General features: G+C 30.5%; 14 protein-coding genes. 5 read left to right on the top strand and 9 right to left on the bottom strand.

The genetic code is table 11. The features are described from left to right. Positions 1–8: 8 nt before the first annotated feature. The gene (locus ACSHW5_RS15155; protein ID WP_004571063.1) at positions 9–230 is read left to right on the top strand and encodes a DUF2795 domain-containing protein; all 222 of its coding nucleotides are present in this window, start codon (positions 9–11) and stop codon (positions 228–230) included. A 141-nt stretch (positions 231–371) separates the two neighbouring features. After that, on the top strand, positions 372–3,713 hold the full coding sequence (gene secA / locus ACSHW5_RS15160) for a preprotein translocase subunit SecA (RefSeq protein WP_435676992.1): 3,342 nt from the start codon (positions 372–374) through the stop codon (positions 3,711–3,713). Between the two features lie 87 nt (positions 3,714–3,800). Here secA and ACSHW5_RS15165 read toward each other — a convergent pair whose 3' ends face one another. The 9 genes from ACSHW5_RS15165 to nadC form a co-directional block, all read right to left on the bottom strand. Continuing rightward, positions 3,801–7,934: a glycosyl hydrolase gene (locus ACSHW5_RS15165; RefSeq protein WP_435676993.1), complete on the bottom strand. Its 4,134-nt coding sequence runs from the start codon at positions 7,932–7,934 to the stop codon at positions 3,801–3,803. Positions 7,935–8,157: 223 nt separating this feature from the next. Further along, on the bottom strand, positions 8,158–8,826 hold the full coding sequence (folE, locus tag ACSHW5_RS15170) for a GTP cyclohydrolase I FolE (RefSeq protein ID WP_435676994.1): 669 nt from the start codon (positions 8,824–8,826) through the stop codon (positions 8,158–8,160). Positions 8,827–8,931: 105 nt separating this feature from the next. Further along, on the bottom strand, positions 8,932–10,299 hold the full coding sequence (gene hisS, locus ACSHW5_RS15175; protein ID WP_435676995.1) for a histidine--tRNA ligase: 1,368 nt from the start codon (positions 10,297–10,299) through the stop codon (positions 8,932–8,934). A 128-nt stretch (positions 10,300–10,427) separates the two neighbouring features. Beyond that, complete coding sequence (locus tag ACSHW5_RS15180) at positions 10,428–11,366, bottom strand: YihY/virulence factor BrkB family protein (RefSeq protein WP_435676996.1); 939 nt, start codon at positions 11,364–11,366, stop codon at positions 10,428–10,430. A gap of 120 nt (positions 11,367–11,486) precedes the next feature. After that, on the bottom strand, positions 11,487–11,849 hold the full coding sequence (locus ACSHW5_RS15185; RefSeq protein ID WP_435676997.1) for a four helix bundle protein: 363 nt from the start codon (positions 11,847–11,849) through the stop codon (positions 11,487–11,489). Between the two features lie 136 nt (positions 11,850–11,985). After that, the gene (locus ACSHW5_RS15190; RefSeq protein WP_435676998.1) at positions 11,986–12,558 is read right to left on the bottom strand and encodes a pentapeptide repeat-containing protein; all 573 of its coding nucleotides are present in this window, start codon (positions 12,556–12,558) and stop codon (positions 11,986–11,988) included. Between the two features lie 9 nt (positions 12,559–12,567). Next, on the bottom strand, positions 12,568–12,933 hold the full coding sequence (locus ACSHW5_RS15195; protein ID WP_435676999.1) for a copper resistance protein NlpE: 366 nt from the start codon (positions 12,931–12,933) through the stop codon (positions 12,568–12,570). An 8-nt stretch (positions 12,934–12,941) separates the two neighbouring features. Next, positions 12,942–15,044: a M3 family metallopeptidase gene (locus ACSHW5_RS15200; RefSeq protein WP_435677000.1), complete on the bottom strand. Its 2,103-nt coding sequence runs from the start codon at positions 15,042–15,044 to the stop codon at positions 12,942–12,944. 98 nt (positions 15,045–15,142) lie between these two features. Continuing rightward, on the bottom strand, positions 15,143–16,000 hold the full coding sequence (nadC, locus tag ACSHW5_RS15205; protein WP_435677001.1) for a carboxylating nicotinate-nucleotide diphosphorylase: 858 nt from the start codon (positions 15,998–16,000) through the stop codon (positions 15,143–15,145). 106 nt (positions 16,001–16,106) lie between these two features. Here nadC and rlmH point away from each other — a divergent pair, with 106 nt between their 5' ends. Genes rlmH through ACSHW5_RS15220 form a run of 3 tightly spaced genes read left to right on the top strand, consistent with a single transcriptional unit; the run spans position 16,107 to position 18,280 of the window. After that, on the top strand, positions 16,107–16,580 hold the full coding sequence (gene rlmH / locus ACSHW5_RS15210; protein ID WP_435677002.1) for a 23S rRNA (pseudouridine(1915)-N(3))-methyltransferase RlmH: 474 nt from the start codon (positions 16,107–16,109) through the stop codon (positions 16,578–16,580). Between the two features lie 58 nt (positions 16,581–16,638). Further along, a complete protein-coding gene (locus ACSHW5_RS15215) occupies positions 16,639–17,220 on the top strand; it encodes a non-canonical purine NTP diphosphatase (RefSeq protein ID WP_435677003.1) in 582 nt (193 codons plus the stop codon). A 31-nt stretch (positions 17,221–17,251) separates the two neighbouring features. Next, entirely contained in the window at positions 17,252–18,280 is a 1,029-nt protein-coding gene (locus ACSHW5_RS15220; RefSeq protein ID WP_435677004.1) for a FecCD family ABC transporter permease, read from the top strand. Positions 18,281–18,315 lie beyond the last annotated feature (35 nt).

Here is an 18,315-nt window from a genome sequence, read left to right on the forward strand (position 1 = left end):
ATTAAGAAATGTATTGGACATTAGAATTAGCATCTTATTTAGCAGATGCGCCTTGGCCAGCAACCAAAGACGAATTAATAGATTACGCTATTAGAACTGGATCTCCGTTAGAAGTAGTAGAAAACTTACAAGATATCGAAGATGAAGGTGATTCGTACGATTCAATAGTAGAAATCTGGCCAGATTATCCGACCGAAGATGATTATCTTTGGAACGAAGATGAATATTAATAAATACTAAATTATATAAAAAAGTCTCTAATGAGGCTTTTTTTTTGTTTTCTCAATCAAGAAAACTATTTTTCAGGCTTTTAAAAAAACCTGATACGGAACTATAATACAGTTAATAACTTAACTGAAAATAACAGAATAATGAATATTTTAAATTCAGTAATTAAACTTTTTGTTGGAGACAAACAGCAAAAAGATTTAAAAAATTTACAACCAATTGTTGAAGAAGTAAGAAAATTTGAAGCAGCAATTTCAGCTTTATCACATGATGAATTAAGAGCAAAAACTCTTGAGTTTAAGGCTAGAATTAAAGAAGCTACTAAAGAATTTGACGCTAAAATCTTAGCTTTAGAAGAAGAAGCTACTGCTGCAGATATTGACAGACAAGAAGATATTTATACAGAAATAGATTCCTTAAAAAATGAAGCCTATATAGTTTCTGAAGAAACCTTACAAAAAATAATGCCAGAAGCTTTTGCTGTTGTCAAAGAAACGGCCAAACGTTTTGTTGAAAACGAAGAAATTGAAGTTACAGCTTCTGCTTTTGATAGAGAATTATCGGGTATTAGAGAGCATGTTCTTTTAGAAGATGACAAAGCTATTTGGCAAAATTCTTGGGATGCTGCAGGGAAACCTGTTACCTGGGATATGATACATTATGATGTTCAATTAATTGGTGGTTCTGTTTTACATCAAGGAAAAATTGCAGAAATGATGACTGGTGAAGGTAAAACTTTGGTTTCTACCCTACCCGTTTATTTAAATGCCTTAACAGGAAATGGTGTGCATTTAGTAACCGTAAATGATTATTTGGCAAAACGTGATAAAGCATGGATGGGACCCATTTTTGAATTTCATGGTTTTACAACAGATTGTATCGATTATCATCAACCAAATTCTGATGCGCGTAGAAAAGCATACAATGCAGACATCACTTATGGTACAAATAACGAATTTGGTTTCGATTATTTGCGTGATAACATGGCCAGTTCTAAAGATGATTTAGTACAAAGAGCACCTAACTATGCAATTATTGATGAAGTAGATTCTGTATTAATAGATGATGCAAGAACACCTTTAATTATTTCTGGTCCTGTACCACAAGGAGACAGACATGAGTTTAATGAACTTAAACCATTGGTAAATGATTTAGTAGGTATTCAAAGCAAGTATTTAATAGGAGTTTTAGCAGAAGCTAAAAAGCTTATTGCCGCTGGCGATACAAAAGAAGGCGGATTCCAATTATTACGAGTTTACAGAGGTTTGCCAAAAAACAAAGCGTTAATTAAGTTTTTATCGCAAGAAGGAAATAAACAAATTCTTCAAAAAACAGAAAACTATTACATGCAAGACAATAACAAACTAATGCCAGAAGTAGATGAGGCTTTGTGGTTTGTTGTTGAAGAAAAAAACAATCAAATAGATTTAACAGATAAAGGAATTGCACATTTATCAGAAAAAACTGAAAATGATAATTTCTTTGTTTTACCAGATATTGGAATAAAAATTGGTGAAATTGATGCTTCTGAAATCTCTAAAGAGGAGAAAGCTGCTTTAAAAGATGATTTATACCAAGATTTTAGCATTAAAAGCGAACGTATTCATACTATGAATCAACTTTTAAAAGCATACACTGTTTTTGAAAAAGATGTAGAATATGTAGTCATGGAAAACAAGGTTATGATTGTTGATGAACAAACCGGTCGTATTATGGACGGCCGTCGTTATTCAGACGGATTACACCAAGCTATTGAAGCCAAAGAAAATGTAAAAATTGAAGATGCAACTCAAACATTTGCAACCGTTACACTTCAAAATTACTTTAGAATGTACCGCAAACTTTCTGGAATGACCGGAACTGCGGTTACAGAAGCTGGCGAGTTATGGGAAATATACAAATTAGATGTTGTAGAAATTCCTACCAACAAACCTATTCAACGTGATGATAAACAAGATTTAGTATATAAAACTGCCCGAGAAAAATACAATGCTGTTATTGAAGATATTGTAAAACTTGTTGCAGAAAAACGTCCTGTTTTAGTAGGAACAACTTCAGTAGAAATATCAGAATTATTAGGAAGAATGTTACAAATGCGTAAAATTCCTCATAATATTTTAAATGCAAAACTACACAAACGTGAAGCAGATGTTGTTGCAGAAGCAGGAAAACCAGGGGTTGTAACTATTGCAACAAACATGGCAGGACGTGGTACCGATATTAAATTAGCAGACGAAGTTAAAAAAGCTGGTGGTTTGGCTATTATTGGTACAGAAAGACATGATTCTAGACGTGTAGACAGACAGTTACGTGGACGTGCAGGAAGACAAGGTGATGTTGGGTCTACTCAATTTTATGTAGCTTTAGATGACAACTTAATGCGTTTGTTTGGTTCTGAAAGAATTGCCAAAATGATGGATAGAATGGGATTAAAAGAAGGCGAAGTAATTCAGCATTCTATGATTACCAAATCTATTGAAAGAGCACAAAAGAAAGTAGAAGAAAACAACTTTGGTATTCGTAAACGTCTGTTAGAATATGATGATATTATGAACGCTCAGCGTGAATTTGTCTACAAAAGAAGACGTAATGCCTTAGACGGAAAACGTTTGCAAGTAGATATTGCAAATATGATTTATGATACCTGCGAACTTATCATCAACAATAATAAAGCAACAAAAGATTTTCAGAATTTTGAATTTGAATTGATTCGTTTTTCTTCAACAACTTCTCCTTTTTCTGAAGAAGAATTTGAAAAACTTTCTGAAAAAGAATTGACAGATAAATTATACACCATTATTACAGCACATTATAAAGCTAAAATTGAAAGAAATACCGTTTTAGCATACCCTGTAATAAAAGATGTATTTGAAAACGAAGGTGATAAATACGAACGCATTGTAGTTCCTTTTACAGACGGAAGTAAATCTTTACAAGTAGTAACCAACTTAAAAGATGCCTATGAAAGTGAAGGAAAAAGTTTAATTGTAGACTTTGAAAAAAACATTACGTTAGCTATTATTGATGAAAACTGGAAAGAGCATTTGCGTAAAATGGATGAGTTAAAACAATCTGTGCAAAATGCATCTTATGAACAAAAAGATCCGTTATTAATTTATAAGTTTGAAGCTTTTGAGTTGTTTAAAACTACGGTAGACAGCATCAACAAAGAAGTACTTTCTTTCTTATTTAAAGGGGAATTACCAACACAAGATCGTTCTCAGATATCAGAAGCTCGTCAACAAAAAAAAGAGCGTTTAAACACCTCTAAAGCAGATGTTCAAAATTCAACAGAACAAGCTATTGAAAACTCTAGACCAAAACAATCTGAACCTGTTGAAACCATTGTTAGAGAGCAACCAAAAATTGGTAGAAACGAGCGTGTTACTATTAAGAATGTTATGAGCGGTGAAGAAAAAGAAGTAAAATATAAACAGGCTATTCCTTTATTAGAAAAAGGTGAATGGGTTTTGATTAAACACTAAAATTTATTTTCTGAAATCAGAAATAACTAACAATTAAAAATCCGTTTAGAATTTCTAAACGGATTTTTTTATTCCTAAAATTATTTTTTAATTTTTAATAAACTTTTTAGTGATTGCTGTTTTATCAGTATAAATTTTAACTAGATACAATCCTTTAGATAAATCTTCTACTTGAATGCTGTTAAAATTATTTGTAGCTTTTTTAACCATACTTCCTAACGTTGAGTAAATTTCAATTTTTGAAATATCAACAGATTTAGAAACTATAAAAAGTGTATTCTTAACAGGATTTGGATACACAATGATTTCATTTTGTAAAGAAACATCAGAAACACTTAAAGTACCACAACTATCACCAACTATATAATTGATATATTTTGTAACTGCCAACCCTCCTGAAAATGCAAATTTACATCCGTAAGAAATCGTTTGTCCTGCAGTTAAACCACCAATGGTTTTTGTAAATTTTAATCCAGAAACACTTTCCATTTGAGTTTCTTCAAAAGGAGATTCTTTCCATAAATAAGCAACAACACCTACTCTATCCGTATCTAACAACTCAAAAGTTATTTTTACACTTGTTCCTATAGTTTCAAAAGTAGCAGTATAACCTGTAGAAAATGAACCTTGTTGCGCAACATTTGATGTTTCTGTACATTCTTTTACTTCGTTAACAGTAATATTTATACTTTGAGAAGTAGTTTGTGCAGCTTCATTATCTATAGCAATTGCTTTCAATTCATGCGTACCAACTGCAGCATTTGTCCAATTAAAAGAAAAAGGTGCAGTTGTATCTTCACCAATTTTTGTGTTACCATCGTAAAACTCAACTTTTGTAATTGTTCCATCTAAATCTGCAGCAGAAGTTGTAATATTTATTGCTGTACCTACAGAAAAAGAATTATTGTTTGATGGTGATGTAATTGAAATTGTAGGATTTGCATTTGCATTATCTTGAACAATAACCAACACAAAACTATTTGCAGAATATGTACCATCACTAACCGTTAACTTACATTTGTAAATACCTTTTTCTAAGTTTGATATTGATGGAGATTCTAAAGTAGTATCATTAAAATTAATTATTGTTGGTCCATAAATTTGTTCCCACAAATACGTAATTGTTTCATTTTCTGGATCATTACTTAAAGAACCATCTAAAGTTGCAGTTGTTTCTGGAGTAATAACAACAACATTATCTCCTGCATTTGCAACTGGAGGCATATAATCTAAAGGAGCAGCGTATGTAAAATCCATTTTTGCTAAATTAAATTCACCATTCGTAAAAACAACTCTTAAAATATGTTTTCCTTTTGTAAACTCAATGTCATTTACGGTTTTAGTTTGCCAACTAGACCAATCACTTGTATAAGTCAAATTAATATCTGAGCTAATTTTTTTACCATCAATCTCAAAATAAAAAGGACCTCCTCCGTTTGAATTACCAGAAGCAAAACGAACATCTACATTGTATTTTCCAGAAGTTTGCACATCAATTGAATACTCTAACCATTCGCCAGCAGAAATCCAACCAACTGTATTTCCTTCTGCATTATCTATTGCAGCATCTACATATTCATCAGTTCTAAAATCACCTTCATTATTTTGAGAAACATCAACATAACTAATATTTTGCCCAACTCCGCCTTCAAATTTATCATAATTTCCTGCTTCAATACTTCCTGGAATTAAAAAAGCAGTATCTAAATAAGGTACTTGTTCACCAACTTGAATTTGTACAATATTGGTTACATTAAAGTTTGTATTTTCATACACTTTTGCATACATACCATGCACACCAAGTACTAAATTTTCTGCTTTAAGATTATATGGAGCATCCGTTTTTGTACCCAATAAAGCTGTTCCGTTATAAAATTCAACTTTTGTAACACCACTTCCTGTAGTTGATACTGATAAATTTACACTTCCGTTTGCATACGCTTGATTAAAATCTGAGCTAATAACTCCAGAAATTAAAACATCTTTATTCGTAATCATTTGACGCGCAGGAACTGTTAATTGAAATCCATCAGAAAAAGAAACAATAATTTCTGAATTGGTATAATTATGAGCAACATACGTAGTTTCTCCATTTTGTTTAAAAACCATTGCAATTGGGTAATCTGCAGTAATCGTTGCATCTACAACTCCCAAAGCATTTGCGCTGTGCAACCAATGATATGTTTGAGCATCAGAAATACCAAACTTTAAATTTCTATCAGGATAGGCGTTGTAAAGATTTATAGCTTCTTGAGGATTTATCATTGATAAATATTTCCAATAGGTATCATGCCATAAATTATCATTATTTTCTTGATTTAAAACCCCTGTATTTTGAGAAATTTCATCCCATAATTTTTGTGCGTACGTTTGATTATGACCTAAATAAAAAGATCCTGCATGAATTGGATACAATTCTATACCATAAGAAGCAGCAATATCTGAAGTCCAAAAAGTTCCATTATCATAAGAGTTTCCCCAAACTCTAGACACTAAACTATATTGTTGCGAACTAGAAAAATTGCGTTCATAAACATCAAACCAATATTCTTCAATGGCAGTTTGCTCTGTTGTGTAAATATAAATTCCTAAATCTCTAATTTCTTTGTTGTTTGAAATCGTTCCCCAATGAATTAAAGAAGACGCAAATTGCATACTTTCTGATGTTGATTCTTGATCATTTCCTTGTGGAAAAGTAGCAAATCCATTTGCCCAACTATGACCTGCATACGGACTAAAATTTCTTAAAAAAGGAAACGTGTCATCATTTCTGTCTGATGAAGCTGCATCTCTCACTAAAAGATTTATCATTTCTCCCCATTGATTCATCCAACCTGGTTGAAATTGCTCCATAAAAGCTGCTGCATGAATAAAATATCCCCAATGAAAATGATGATCATTTATATTAGAATCTTGTCCATGACCTGCAGGATAACCTATTAAAGTAGAATACGCAGTATTGTAATAAAAAAGAAATGCTATTTCTCCAGATTCAAAAGACAACCAGTCTTCTAAACGTTCTTTTATTGTTGCAATCATTTTATCTCTTGCAGCAATATTGCCTGTTTGATCTGCAATTCTTGCCGTTTGAATTAAACGATTCATCACTTGCCCTTCGTTATAAGAATCTGTCCAAGTTGCTAAACCATCATTTTCAATTTGAGCAATTTTACTATCTAAAGCAGCAGGACTAAAACCTTCGCTATAATTTGCTAAATAAGGTAACGTTGGTAAAATACCTTTAAAAGTATTTTCTACAGAAAAAGTATTTCCTTTTAACATTTTTAAAGCCCCTCTTATTGAGCTATAAGTAGCTTCATTGGGAGTTGTAGAAGTTGATGATAAATTATTCCATTGATGAGGCAATAACCCTAATAACATATCTGTTTCAGCCCCTTCTTTTACAACAGTATTAACCGTAAACGTTGTTGTTACTTTAGATGATGTTTCATTATAAGTCCAAGAAGTTTCTGTATTTGTTGGAAAAACATAGGCATATTTTTTAAATTCTTGCGCTGCTGCATTTACATTTGATGTTGTTAGAGGCAACATTACCATAGACCAATAGTCTTTTCCATTTAAGGTTGATGTAAATACATTTCCTGATTTTACCCAAGTACTTCCAACAGGTGCATAAAAAACAAAATCTGCACCACTTGTAGCATTTTCTACAATTAATAATTCGTTTGAAATTGTTGATGTACCAGAATTCACTTTAATTTCAACAATATCATCAGCATCTTTTTCAAAGTATAAAAAAGGCATTCCAATTCCTGCTATTGTTTTTAATTCGTGATTACCGTCTTTCCAATTCATGGTTACAGTCCAATCAGAATAATCAGAAACGGTTGTTTTTGTTGTTGATAAACCAGATAGTTTTACTTCAATCGGAGCAGAATCGCCAATAACTCCAGATGGAATATACGTTACAATTAAACCATTATTAGTGGTTTTTAATGTCATAGGATAATTAAATAAATTATCTGCATGATCTTCTTTTACTAATTTAGACCACCAATCATTTGTTGGCACTGGTTTTCCTAAAGCATTACCAGTTAATTGAGGAGAACCAGAAGGATATCCATTTCTACCAGCAACATCTGTTCCTGGAAAAGTTTTAGTATAACTACCATTACCTGCTATTATGGTTTGTGCATAATTAGAAAATGAAAATGTAATGCATACTAAAAAAAGTAGTTTAGTTAATTGTGTTTTATACATAAAATTTAGTTTTCTCAAATATAGAACTCATTTCATTTTCAACACGTTAAACCACTAATACATAAACCATACATAAAAGCACATTGTTGTTTTAATATTAAATTAATCCATACAAAAACCATACAACATATATTTTACATAAAATTTTGCATAAAAAAATCCGTTTAGAATTTCTAAACGGATTTTTTAATATTTTAAGTTTATCAACTTATAAAAACGAAATCTACTCGAATTTTGTATTCATTTTAAGATACTCTAAAAATTCTCTTTTTGTTTCTTTTTCTTTAAATTTACCTCCAAATTCTGCTGTTACTGTAGAACTTTCTATGTCTTTAATTCCTCTAGAATTTACACACAAATGTTTCGCATCTATAACACAAGCAACATCTTGTGTACCTAAAGCTTCTTGCATTGCTTGCACAACTTGCATGGTTAAACGCTCTTGAACTTGTGGTCTTTTAGAAAAGTACTCTACAATTCTGTTCATTTTTGATAAACCAATTACTTTTCCATCAGAAATATAAGCAACATGTGCTCTACCAATAATTGGTAATAAATGATGTTCGCAAGTAGAATATACCACAATGTTTTTTTCTACCAACATTTCACCATAATTGTAATTGTTTTCAAAAGTAGAAGGTTTTGGCATGTTTTTAGGATCTAAGCCCATAAACAACTCATTTACAAAAGCTTTCGCCACTCTTTTAGGCGTTCCTTGTAAACTATCATCTGTTAAATCCATTCCTAAAGTAATTAAAATATCTTTAACACTTTCTTGGATTCTTTCAATTTTTTCTGCGTCAGAAATATCAAAAGCATCTGCTCTTAATGGAGTTTTAGCAGAAGTACCTACGTGATTCTCTCCTATTTCTTCAATTCTTTCGTCATTCATTTTGCTGATCAATTCAAACATTTCATTCTTTATTAAAGTGCAAATTTACGTGTTTGCAACGTATTATTTTAATTTACGAATCAATAAAAATTATAAAACTATAATTTATGCTTTTAATGTAGCAATCAATTCTGATAATGAACAATCTGTTTGTTCACCAGAAATCATATTTTTTAAGGAATATAGATTGTTTTCTACATTAGCTACTACAAATTCTATTTCTCTATTTGTAACGTATTTCCATTGTCGTTTTTGCGCCTTATTACTTTCACCTAAATCAGGATAAAACTCAGATTTTATCGAATTTTCTCTCAAACTTTTTAATGCTTTCATTTTAAGAACATCGGTAGCAGCATCAAAATTTAAGAAAATAATTTTTGGTTTTGGCAAATCTACCGTTTTAAACAAGCCTAATTCTTCTAAGACTAAATAAATTCTGTCCAATCCAAAAGAAATTCCAACGCCAGAAACATCTTTTAATCCAAAGATACCTGTTAAATCATCATACCTACCACCGCCACCAATAGAACCCATTTTTACACCTTTTGGTGCAGCAACTTCAAAAATTGCGCCTGTGTAATAATTTAATCCTCTTGCTAAAGTTACATCTACTTCTAAAGCGGCTGTTTCTAAACCCAATTCTTCAATAGCATTAATTACAAAACGCAGCTCTTCTACTCCATTGGTTCCTTCTTCAGAAGAAGATAACATGTTTTCTAAAGAAGCTAATTTCTCTAAATTAGTACCCGTAAAATCGAACAAAGGTTGCACTTTTTCAATAGCTTCTTCGGTAATTCCTTTAGACAACATTTCTTTAACAACGCCCTCTTTACCAATTTTATCTAACTTGTCTAAAGCAACTGTAAAATCTATTAATTTATCTTGAGCGCCAATAACTTCTGCAATACCAGAAAGTATTTTTCTATTATTAATTTTGATGGTTGTTTCTGCCAAACCTAATTTGGTAAAAACAGTATCATACAATTGTATAAATTCTACTTCTTGCCACAAGGATTTACTACCAACAACATCTGCATCGCACTGAAAAAACTCTCTAAAACGTCCTTTTTGTGGTCTGTCTGCTCTCCAAACTGGTTGCACTTGATATCTTTTAAAAGGAAATGTAATGTCATTTTGATGTTGCACAACATAACGCGCAAAAGGCACGGTTAAATCGTAACGCAAGGCTTTTTCTGATATTTGAGAAGTAACTTTTACACTCTCTTTTTCTGATAAAAGTGTAGCATCTGCTTTCTTTAAAAAATCTCCAGAATTCAAAATTTTAAAAATCAATCGATCTCCTTCTTCACCATATTTACCCATTAAGGTTGATGAATTTTCGAAACTTGGAGTTTCTATAGGTTGAAATCCGAATGTTTCAAAAGCAGTTTTAATCGTATTTATAATATACGTTCTGTTGGCTACTTCTGTTGGCGAAAAATCTCTGGTTCCTTTTGGTATGCTTGGTTTCATATAAGTAATTATCAATGTTCAGTAATCAATTATCAGTCTTTAATTATTTATAACGAATGTTAATATTGCTAAATGATAATTAATCATTGATAATTGAGGCGGCAAATATCGTGAAAAACTTAGAAATGTTATAAGATAGAATCAATTTTATTTCTGAATCTTAAAGCGTAAATAGCAGCATTTAACTCAAAACCTAACAATAAAATAATTGCATTTAACCACACAAACAACATCAAAATTAAAAGTGTACCAATAGAACCGTATAATTGATTGTATTGCGCAAATTTTACCACATAAATTCCGAATAAATAAAATGTAAATAAAGAAACAACAGTTGTTAAAAGTGCACCTGCAGAAAAGAACCTTGTTTCTTTTCCTTGCTTTGTTCCATATCTAAAAAGTAAAGAAACAATGGTAAAAATCATCGCTAGAAAAACGGCATTTTTCCCAATATAGAATAGATTTAAATCGCTAGTATTAAACCAACCTTGTTCATCAATTTTAGACAATGCAACTTGATATAAAATAAGGGACGTAATGGTTACAATTAAGAAAAGAGACATTAACAAAGAAACCCCCAAAGAAATAAAATACGATCTAAAAACGTTTCTAACATCTGTAATGTGATACGAATATTCGAAGCCACCAAAGATTGCATTTACACCATTTGTCATTAAAAAAATAGACAATAAAAAACCAAAAGAAAGCAACCCACCATATTGATTGTTAATAATATCTCCTAAAACAACATTTACCGCTTCGAAGGTTTGTGGTGGTAAAATTTCTTTGATAAATGAAAATAAACCTTCTTGAAAACCTTCTATAGGAATGTATGGAATAAGTGTTAAAATAAAAAGCATAAAAGGAAAAACTGCCATAAAAAAGCTAAATGCAATTCCGCCTGCTCTTGTTGTTAAAGCACCTTTTACAATACCTATAATATACAGTTCAATAACATCATACAAAGACATACCCTCTAGTCCTGGAATTTTTATTTTTTTTCCAAATTTTACCAAGAGATTTACAACTGGTATTTTTTCTAATTTATTTTCTATTTCTAAACTCATAAATTTAGGTTCAAAGGCTCAAAGTTGAAGAGTTACAAAGTAACAAAGGCTCAAAGTTGAAGAGTTACAAAGTAACAAAGGCTCAAAGTTGCAGAGTTACAAAGTAACAAAGGTTCAAAGTTAATTGTTTCTAGATTTTACACTTCTTATAAAACTTGATAACATTCTTTCTATTTCTCTTGTTAATTCATACAAAATATCAAATTTTTCTTTTTTTATATATTCTAAATTAAAAGCAATTTCTAATTGTGTTTGTAATTCAAAAAGAGATGCAATTGCAATATTCAAAAAACGAAGATAATCTTTCACTCCTTCCCTTCCATAACCTTCAGAAATATTACTAGGAATTGAAACTGCAGATCTTCTTAATTGAGATGATAATCCAAATGTTTCTTCTTTAGAAAAAGATTTAGAAACTTTATAAATCTCAGTAACAAAACTCATAGACTTTTGCCAAACTAATAAATCTCTAAATGTTTTCATTTTTCTTTTTTTTGAATAAAGTTACAAAGTTGAAATGTAGTTACAAAGGGCAAAGTTTAGCTTGTTTCTCTTTTAAAATTTGCTCCTTTTAACCTTTTGCACCTTTGTAACTCTGCTTCTTTGCTACTTAAAACTTTTATGCAACAACAATTTTATATTTTGATAAAAGCCCTACAACATTATCTTTACCAAACTTAGCCCCTTTTAAACGATTATTTTCTGGATTGATGTTAAACTGAAACGACGTTCTAAAATCTGATTTTTCTAAATTAGTTTCACCAAAAATAGCGCCTTTAAAATCACAATTATCAAAAACAGTATTTGTTAAATTGGTTTCTGTAAAATCTACTTCTTGTAAATTACAATTTACAAATTTTATATTCTGCACTTTTAATTGATAAAAAGATGAAAAACTTAATTGACAATCTTTAAAACTAAACTGCAATAAAAACGAATCACATTCATTAAATTTTACACCTATCATTTTACAATTGATAAAATTTACTTCTTTAAAAGCCGTATTATTTACAATTGCATTGCTAAAATTACAATCTACAAATTCACATTCTACAAATTGAATATTTGATGCATGAACATTCTCAAAATTACAATTGATAAACGTACAATTGTCGTATTCTCCTTTCTTGATTTTCCTTTTTGTAAAATCTATTTTTGAAAATTCTTCGCTTTCAAAATAATTATTTGTCATTTAAAATTATTATTGTTTTATCATTTTATAATTTAATTGGCTTTCAATTTTATGTCCATCAATATCTAATAGTTCTATATAATTATCACCAATAGCATATTTAAAAGGCCATTTCTTTAATTTTAAAATTAGTTTTCCTTCTTCAACTAAATACCTTCCTTTTTCTTTAAAAGTGACCTCATCACCTTTTCCTTTGTACACTTTTTCTAAAACAAATGTACTATCGGCATTCAAAATCATTTTATTATCTATTCCAGAACAATCTCCACAAGGAAATTCACCTTTATAAATACCAGTAATATCTTTTACTTCATTGCTTTTACAACCAACAAAAAGCACAAAAACTATTGCTAAAACTTTTAAAATTGATTTCATTTAAATTGTTATTTTAAACCTCTAGCTTTTAACATTGGCGCTGCTTTTGGATCTCTACCCGCAAATGTTTTGTACATCTCTGCATACTCCATTGTGTTTCCTTTGGATAAAACTTGCTCACGGAATTTTTGTCCGTTTTTACGAGTTAACAAACCATTCTCTTTAAACCAATCATAGGCATCATGACTCAACATTTCTGTCCATAAATACGAGTAATAACCAGCTGCATAACCTCCGCTAAAAACGTGTGCAAAATAAGTTGAACGATATCTTGGAGGAATTTCATTCACATTTAATTTCATACTTTTTAAAGCTTCTATTTCAAATTTAGCAACGTCTTCAATTTTATCATTGGCAGTAATTGTGTGCCATTTCATGTCTAAACTAGAAGAACATAAATTTTCTATCATAGAATACCCTTGATTAAAAGTACCTGCATCTTTAATTTTTTTCAATAACTCAGCCGGAATTACTTCTCCTGTTTTGTAATGTATTGCATAATTATTTAAGATTTCTGGATGTGTAGACCAGTTTTCATTAAACTGAGACGGAAACTCAACAAAATCTCTTGCGGTACTTGTACCAGAAATTGATGCATATTTTTGATTTCCGAAAAAACCATGCAACGCATGTCCAAATTCATGAAACATGGTTTCTACTTCATCAAAACTAATTAATACCGGTTCTCCTTCGGCGGGTTTTGGCGAATTACATACATTATAAATAACGGGTTTTTGGTTGCGTAATTTAGATTGTTTTACAAAACTACTCATCCACGCGCCACCACGTTTGCTATCTCTTGCAAAAAAATCTCCAAAAAATAACCCTAATTTAGAACCGTCTTCTTCAAACAATTCATACACCACAACATCTTTATGATATGTAGGAATATCTGTACGTTTTTTAAAGGTAATTCCGTATAATTTTGTGGCTGCATAAAAAACTCCTTTTTCTAAAACGTTGGTCATTTCAAAATAAGGCTTCACCTCGTCTTCGTTTAAATTGTATTTAGATTTACGCACCTTTTCTGCGTAATTATTCCAATCGTAAGCAGCTAATTTAAAGTCTTTTCCTTCTTTATTAATTTCTTTCTGAATTTCTTTTATTTCAGAATTTGCTTTCTCTAAAGAACCCGGAATTAAATTTTTAAACATGTCAAACACCTTGTCTGGCGTTGCGGCCATTGTACCTTGTAAACTCCAACTTGCATAATTCTCAAAACCTAAAATCTGAGCTTTTTTTGCTCTTAACTCAACCATTTTTTTAACCAAATTGCTAGTATCATATTCCCCAGCATCTGCTCTATGAATCGATTTTTCAAACAATTGTTTTCTAACATCTCTATTTTCTAAAGTTTGTAAAGACGGTTGTTGTGTAGTATTAATTAACTGAATTTCATAAATACCATCTTTTTCTAAAGAAGCTATTTTTTCATCAGAAAAACCTTTTAAATCCTTTTTATCAGCAATTACAATTCCGCCTTTTTTACTAGCGTCTAATAATTTCTTACCAAAATCATTTGATAAACTTGCTATTTCAGAATTAATTTCTTTTAATTTTTCCTTTTTTTCTTCGGATAAATTTGCTCCTGCTTTAGAGAAATTTTTAAAATATTCTTTTACTAAATGATTCGATTCTGGATCTAAATTTGCTTCCGAAAGTTGATTATAAACAGTTTTCACTTTTGCAAACAATACCGTATTCAATAAAATATCATCTGAATGTTTAGAAAACTTTGGCGCTAATTCTTTGTCATATTCCTTAAGAGTATCGTTGGTATTTGCACCTGTTAATCCGTAAAAAACAGCAGTAACACCGTCTAACACTTTACTACTTTCTTCTAATGCTAAAATGGTGTTTTCAAATGTTGGCGCTTCATTATTTTCAGTAATTTTTTCAATTGCCTCATTCTGCAATTTCATACCTTCTAAAATGGCAGGCATAAAATGTGTTGTTTTAATTTTTGTAAAATCTGGCGTACCGTATTCTAAGGTACTTTTTATCAATAAAGGATTTTTAGAAATATCCATGCTATTTTCTTTTTTAACTTCTGTTGTATTGCAAGAAACCACTAATAGTAATGAGGCTGCAATTGTGATGTATTTTTTCATTTTTTGTTTTTTTAGAGACAAAGTTTCATTGTTACAATGATTTTTAAAACAACAAACTCTAGCTAATTTACATTGTAGTAAAACTACAATAACACTTTTTAAAAAGCTTTTAAACTTAAATCTAAATTATAAACTGAATGTGTTAATGCACCAGAAGAAATAAAATCTACACCACATTCTGCGTATTTTCTAATGGTTTCTTCATTAATACCTCCAGAAGACTCTGTTAGGCAAGTATCACCAATTAAAGCAACAGCTTTTCTGGTATCTTCATAATTAAAATTGTCTATTAAAATTCTATAAACACCGTCATTCGCCAAAATTTCTTTAATTTCTTCTAAACTTCTTGCCTCTACAATAATCTTAATATCTAATTTCTTATCGGCTAAATATTTTTTCGTTTTTGTAATTGCCGCTGTAATTCCGCCAGCAAAATCTATATGATTGTCTTTAATCATAACCATATCATACAATGCAAAACGGTGGTTTTCTCCACCACCAATCTTTACGGCCCATTTTTCTATAGCTCTTATGCCTGGTGTTGTTTTTCTAGTATCTAAAACTTTGGTTTTTGTTCCTTTTAATAAATTAGCAAAAAAAGCTGTTTTAGTTGCAATTGCAGACATTCTTTGCATGGCATTTAACACCAATCTTTCTGCCATTAAAATGGATTGAGATTTTCCTGAAACATGAAAAACAATGTCTCCATACTTTACATCATCTCCATCATTTATAAACGTTTCTACCTCTAAACCTTTATCAACATAGCTAAAAACTTGCTTTGCAAACTCCACTCCTGCTATTATTCCATCTTCTTTTACCAACAATTTTGCCTTTCCTTGTGCATCCGAAGGAATACAAGAAAGTGAGGTGTGATCTCCATCTCCAACATCTTCTCTAATGGCATTTTTTATTATTAAATCTAACTCGTTTTCAAATTGTTTTTGTGATATCATAATTCTTTAATTCTGATGTAAAAATAACAATTTAATTATGAATTACGAATTATCAATTACGCTAATTAATTCATAATTATACATTGATAATTCGTAATTTTGAACTATGAAAATTAAATTACTTGCCATTGGCAAAACAGATAATAAGCAATTAATGCTGCTAATTGATGAATATCAAAACAGATTAAAACATTATATAAAGTTTGAATTAGAAATAATTCCTGATATTAAAAATGTAAAGAATTTAAGCGAAATTCAACAAAAAGAAAAAGAAGGAGAATTAATTATATCTAAACTACAAAATACAGATCAGTTAGTTTTGTTAGATGATAAAGGAAAACATTTTACTTCTATTGAATTTTCTAAATATTTACAAAAAAAAATGAATGCAGGAATTAAGCAATTGGTTTTGGTAATTGGTGGTCCTTATGGTTTTTCTGATGCAGTTTATAAGAAATCTATCGGAAAAATATCTTTGTCTAAAATGACTTTTTCACACCAAATGATTCGTCTCTTTATTGTAGAGCAATTGTATAGAGGTTTTACAATTTTAAAAAATGAACCTTATCATCATGAATAGTCACTTAATGACTTTAAGTATTTTTATTTTCTGACTTTAAAATGATTATTTTTGCATTATGAAACTCGTATTTGCAACAAACAACCTTAATAAACTGAAAGAAGTGCAAAAAATGTTACCCAACTCTATAGAATTATTGAGTTTAAAAGACATTAATTGTTTTGATGAAATTGATGAAACGGAAACTACTTTAGAAGGAAATGCCAAATTGAAGGCAGATTATATAACTACAAAGTTCGGTTTTAATTGTTTTGCTGATGATACAGGTTTAGAAGTAGAAAGTTTAAACGGAAAACCAGGAGTATATTCTGCACGTTTTGCTGGAGAACCTGCGAATTCTGAAAATAATATGCAAAAATTATTGATTGATTTAAAAGAAAAAACAAACAGAAAAGCACAATTTAGAACCGCTGTTGCACTAAATATAAATGATGATAAATTTCTTTTTGAAGGAATTTGTAAAGGCAATATTTTAAAAGAAAAAAACGGAGAAAAAGGTTTTGGTTATGACCCAGTTTTTAAACCTGTAGGTTTTGATCAATCTTTTGCCGAAATGACCTCAGAAGAAAAAAACAGCATTTCTCATAGAGGAATTGCCATTCAAAAATTAGTGACATTTTTAAAAGATTACAAAATTTAGGTTTCCACGCAACTGTGCCTAACATTCATAAATGGAACAAAAAAATTACACAAAACACTTTCTATTTTTATCAATTGTACTAGTATTTTTGTTCTTTTTGAACATCAGTTTTGGTTCAGTTACTATTCCATTTAAAGCTATTTTTAATAGTATTTTTGGTGGAAATGTTGCCAAAGAAAGTTGGGAAACCATTATTATTACTTTTAGAATACCAAAAGCAATTACAGCTATTTTAGTTGGTTCTGGCTTGTCTATTTGCGGTTTGTTAATGCAAACTTTATTTAGAAATCCGTTAGCAGGACCTTTTGTTTTGGGTATTTCTTCTGGCGCAAGTTTAGGCGTTGCCATTCTCATTTTAGGATCATCTGTATTTGGCGGTTTTTTCCTAAAAGCTTCTGTCTCTAATTGGTCTTTACCCATTGCAGCAAGTTTGGGTGCTTTTTTAGTGTTATCTGCCGTAATTATTGCCGCAAACAAAGTAAGAAACACCATGTCTATTTTAATTATTGGCTTAATGTTTGGCTCGTTAACTTCTGCCGTAATAAGCGTTCTCGCCTATTTTAGTGAAGCTGCTCAAATTCAACAATACTTATTTTGGAGTTTTGGTAGTTTGGGCAATTTATCTTGGAATGAATTGCTTGTTTTTGCAATTATTTATAGTTTCGGAATTTTAGGCACCATTTCTGTTATTAAACCTTTAAACTGTTTTTTATTAGGAGAAAATTATGCAAAAAGCTTAGGCGTAAATGTAAAGAAAAGCAGAAACATTATTCTATTAATCACCAGTGTTTTAACTGGCGTAATCACCGCTTTTTCTGGTCCAATTGCTTTTGTAGGCTTAGCGGTGCCTCACATAGCAAGAATGTTATTCTCTAGCTCTAATCATAAAATATTATTACCAGCAGTTGCAATAATTGGTGCCATTGTTTTATTAATTTGTGATGCCATTGCACAATTGCCAACAAGCGAATTTACGCTTCCAATAAATGCAATTACCTCATTATTTGGCGCGCCTGTAGTTATTTGGCTACTTATAAGAAAAAAGAGGTTGTTTGTATAATGTACGTTACAAAGAACAAAATAGTAGCAAGCTTA

Source organism: Polaribacter sp. (assembly GCF_051251875.1).
In the GTDB taxonomy this organism is placed as follows: Bacteria; Bacteroidota; Bacteroidia; order Flavobacteriales; family Flavobacteriaceae; genus Polaribacter.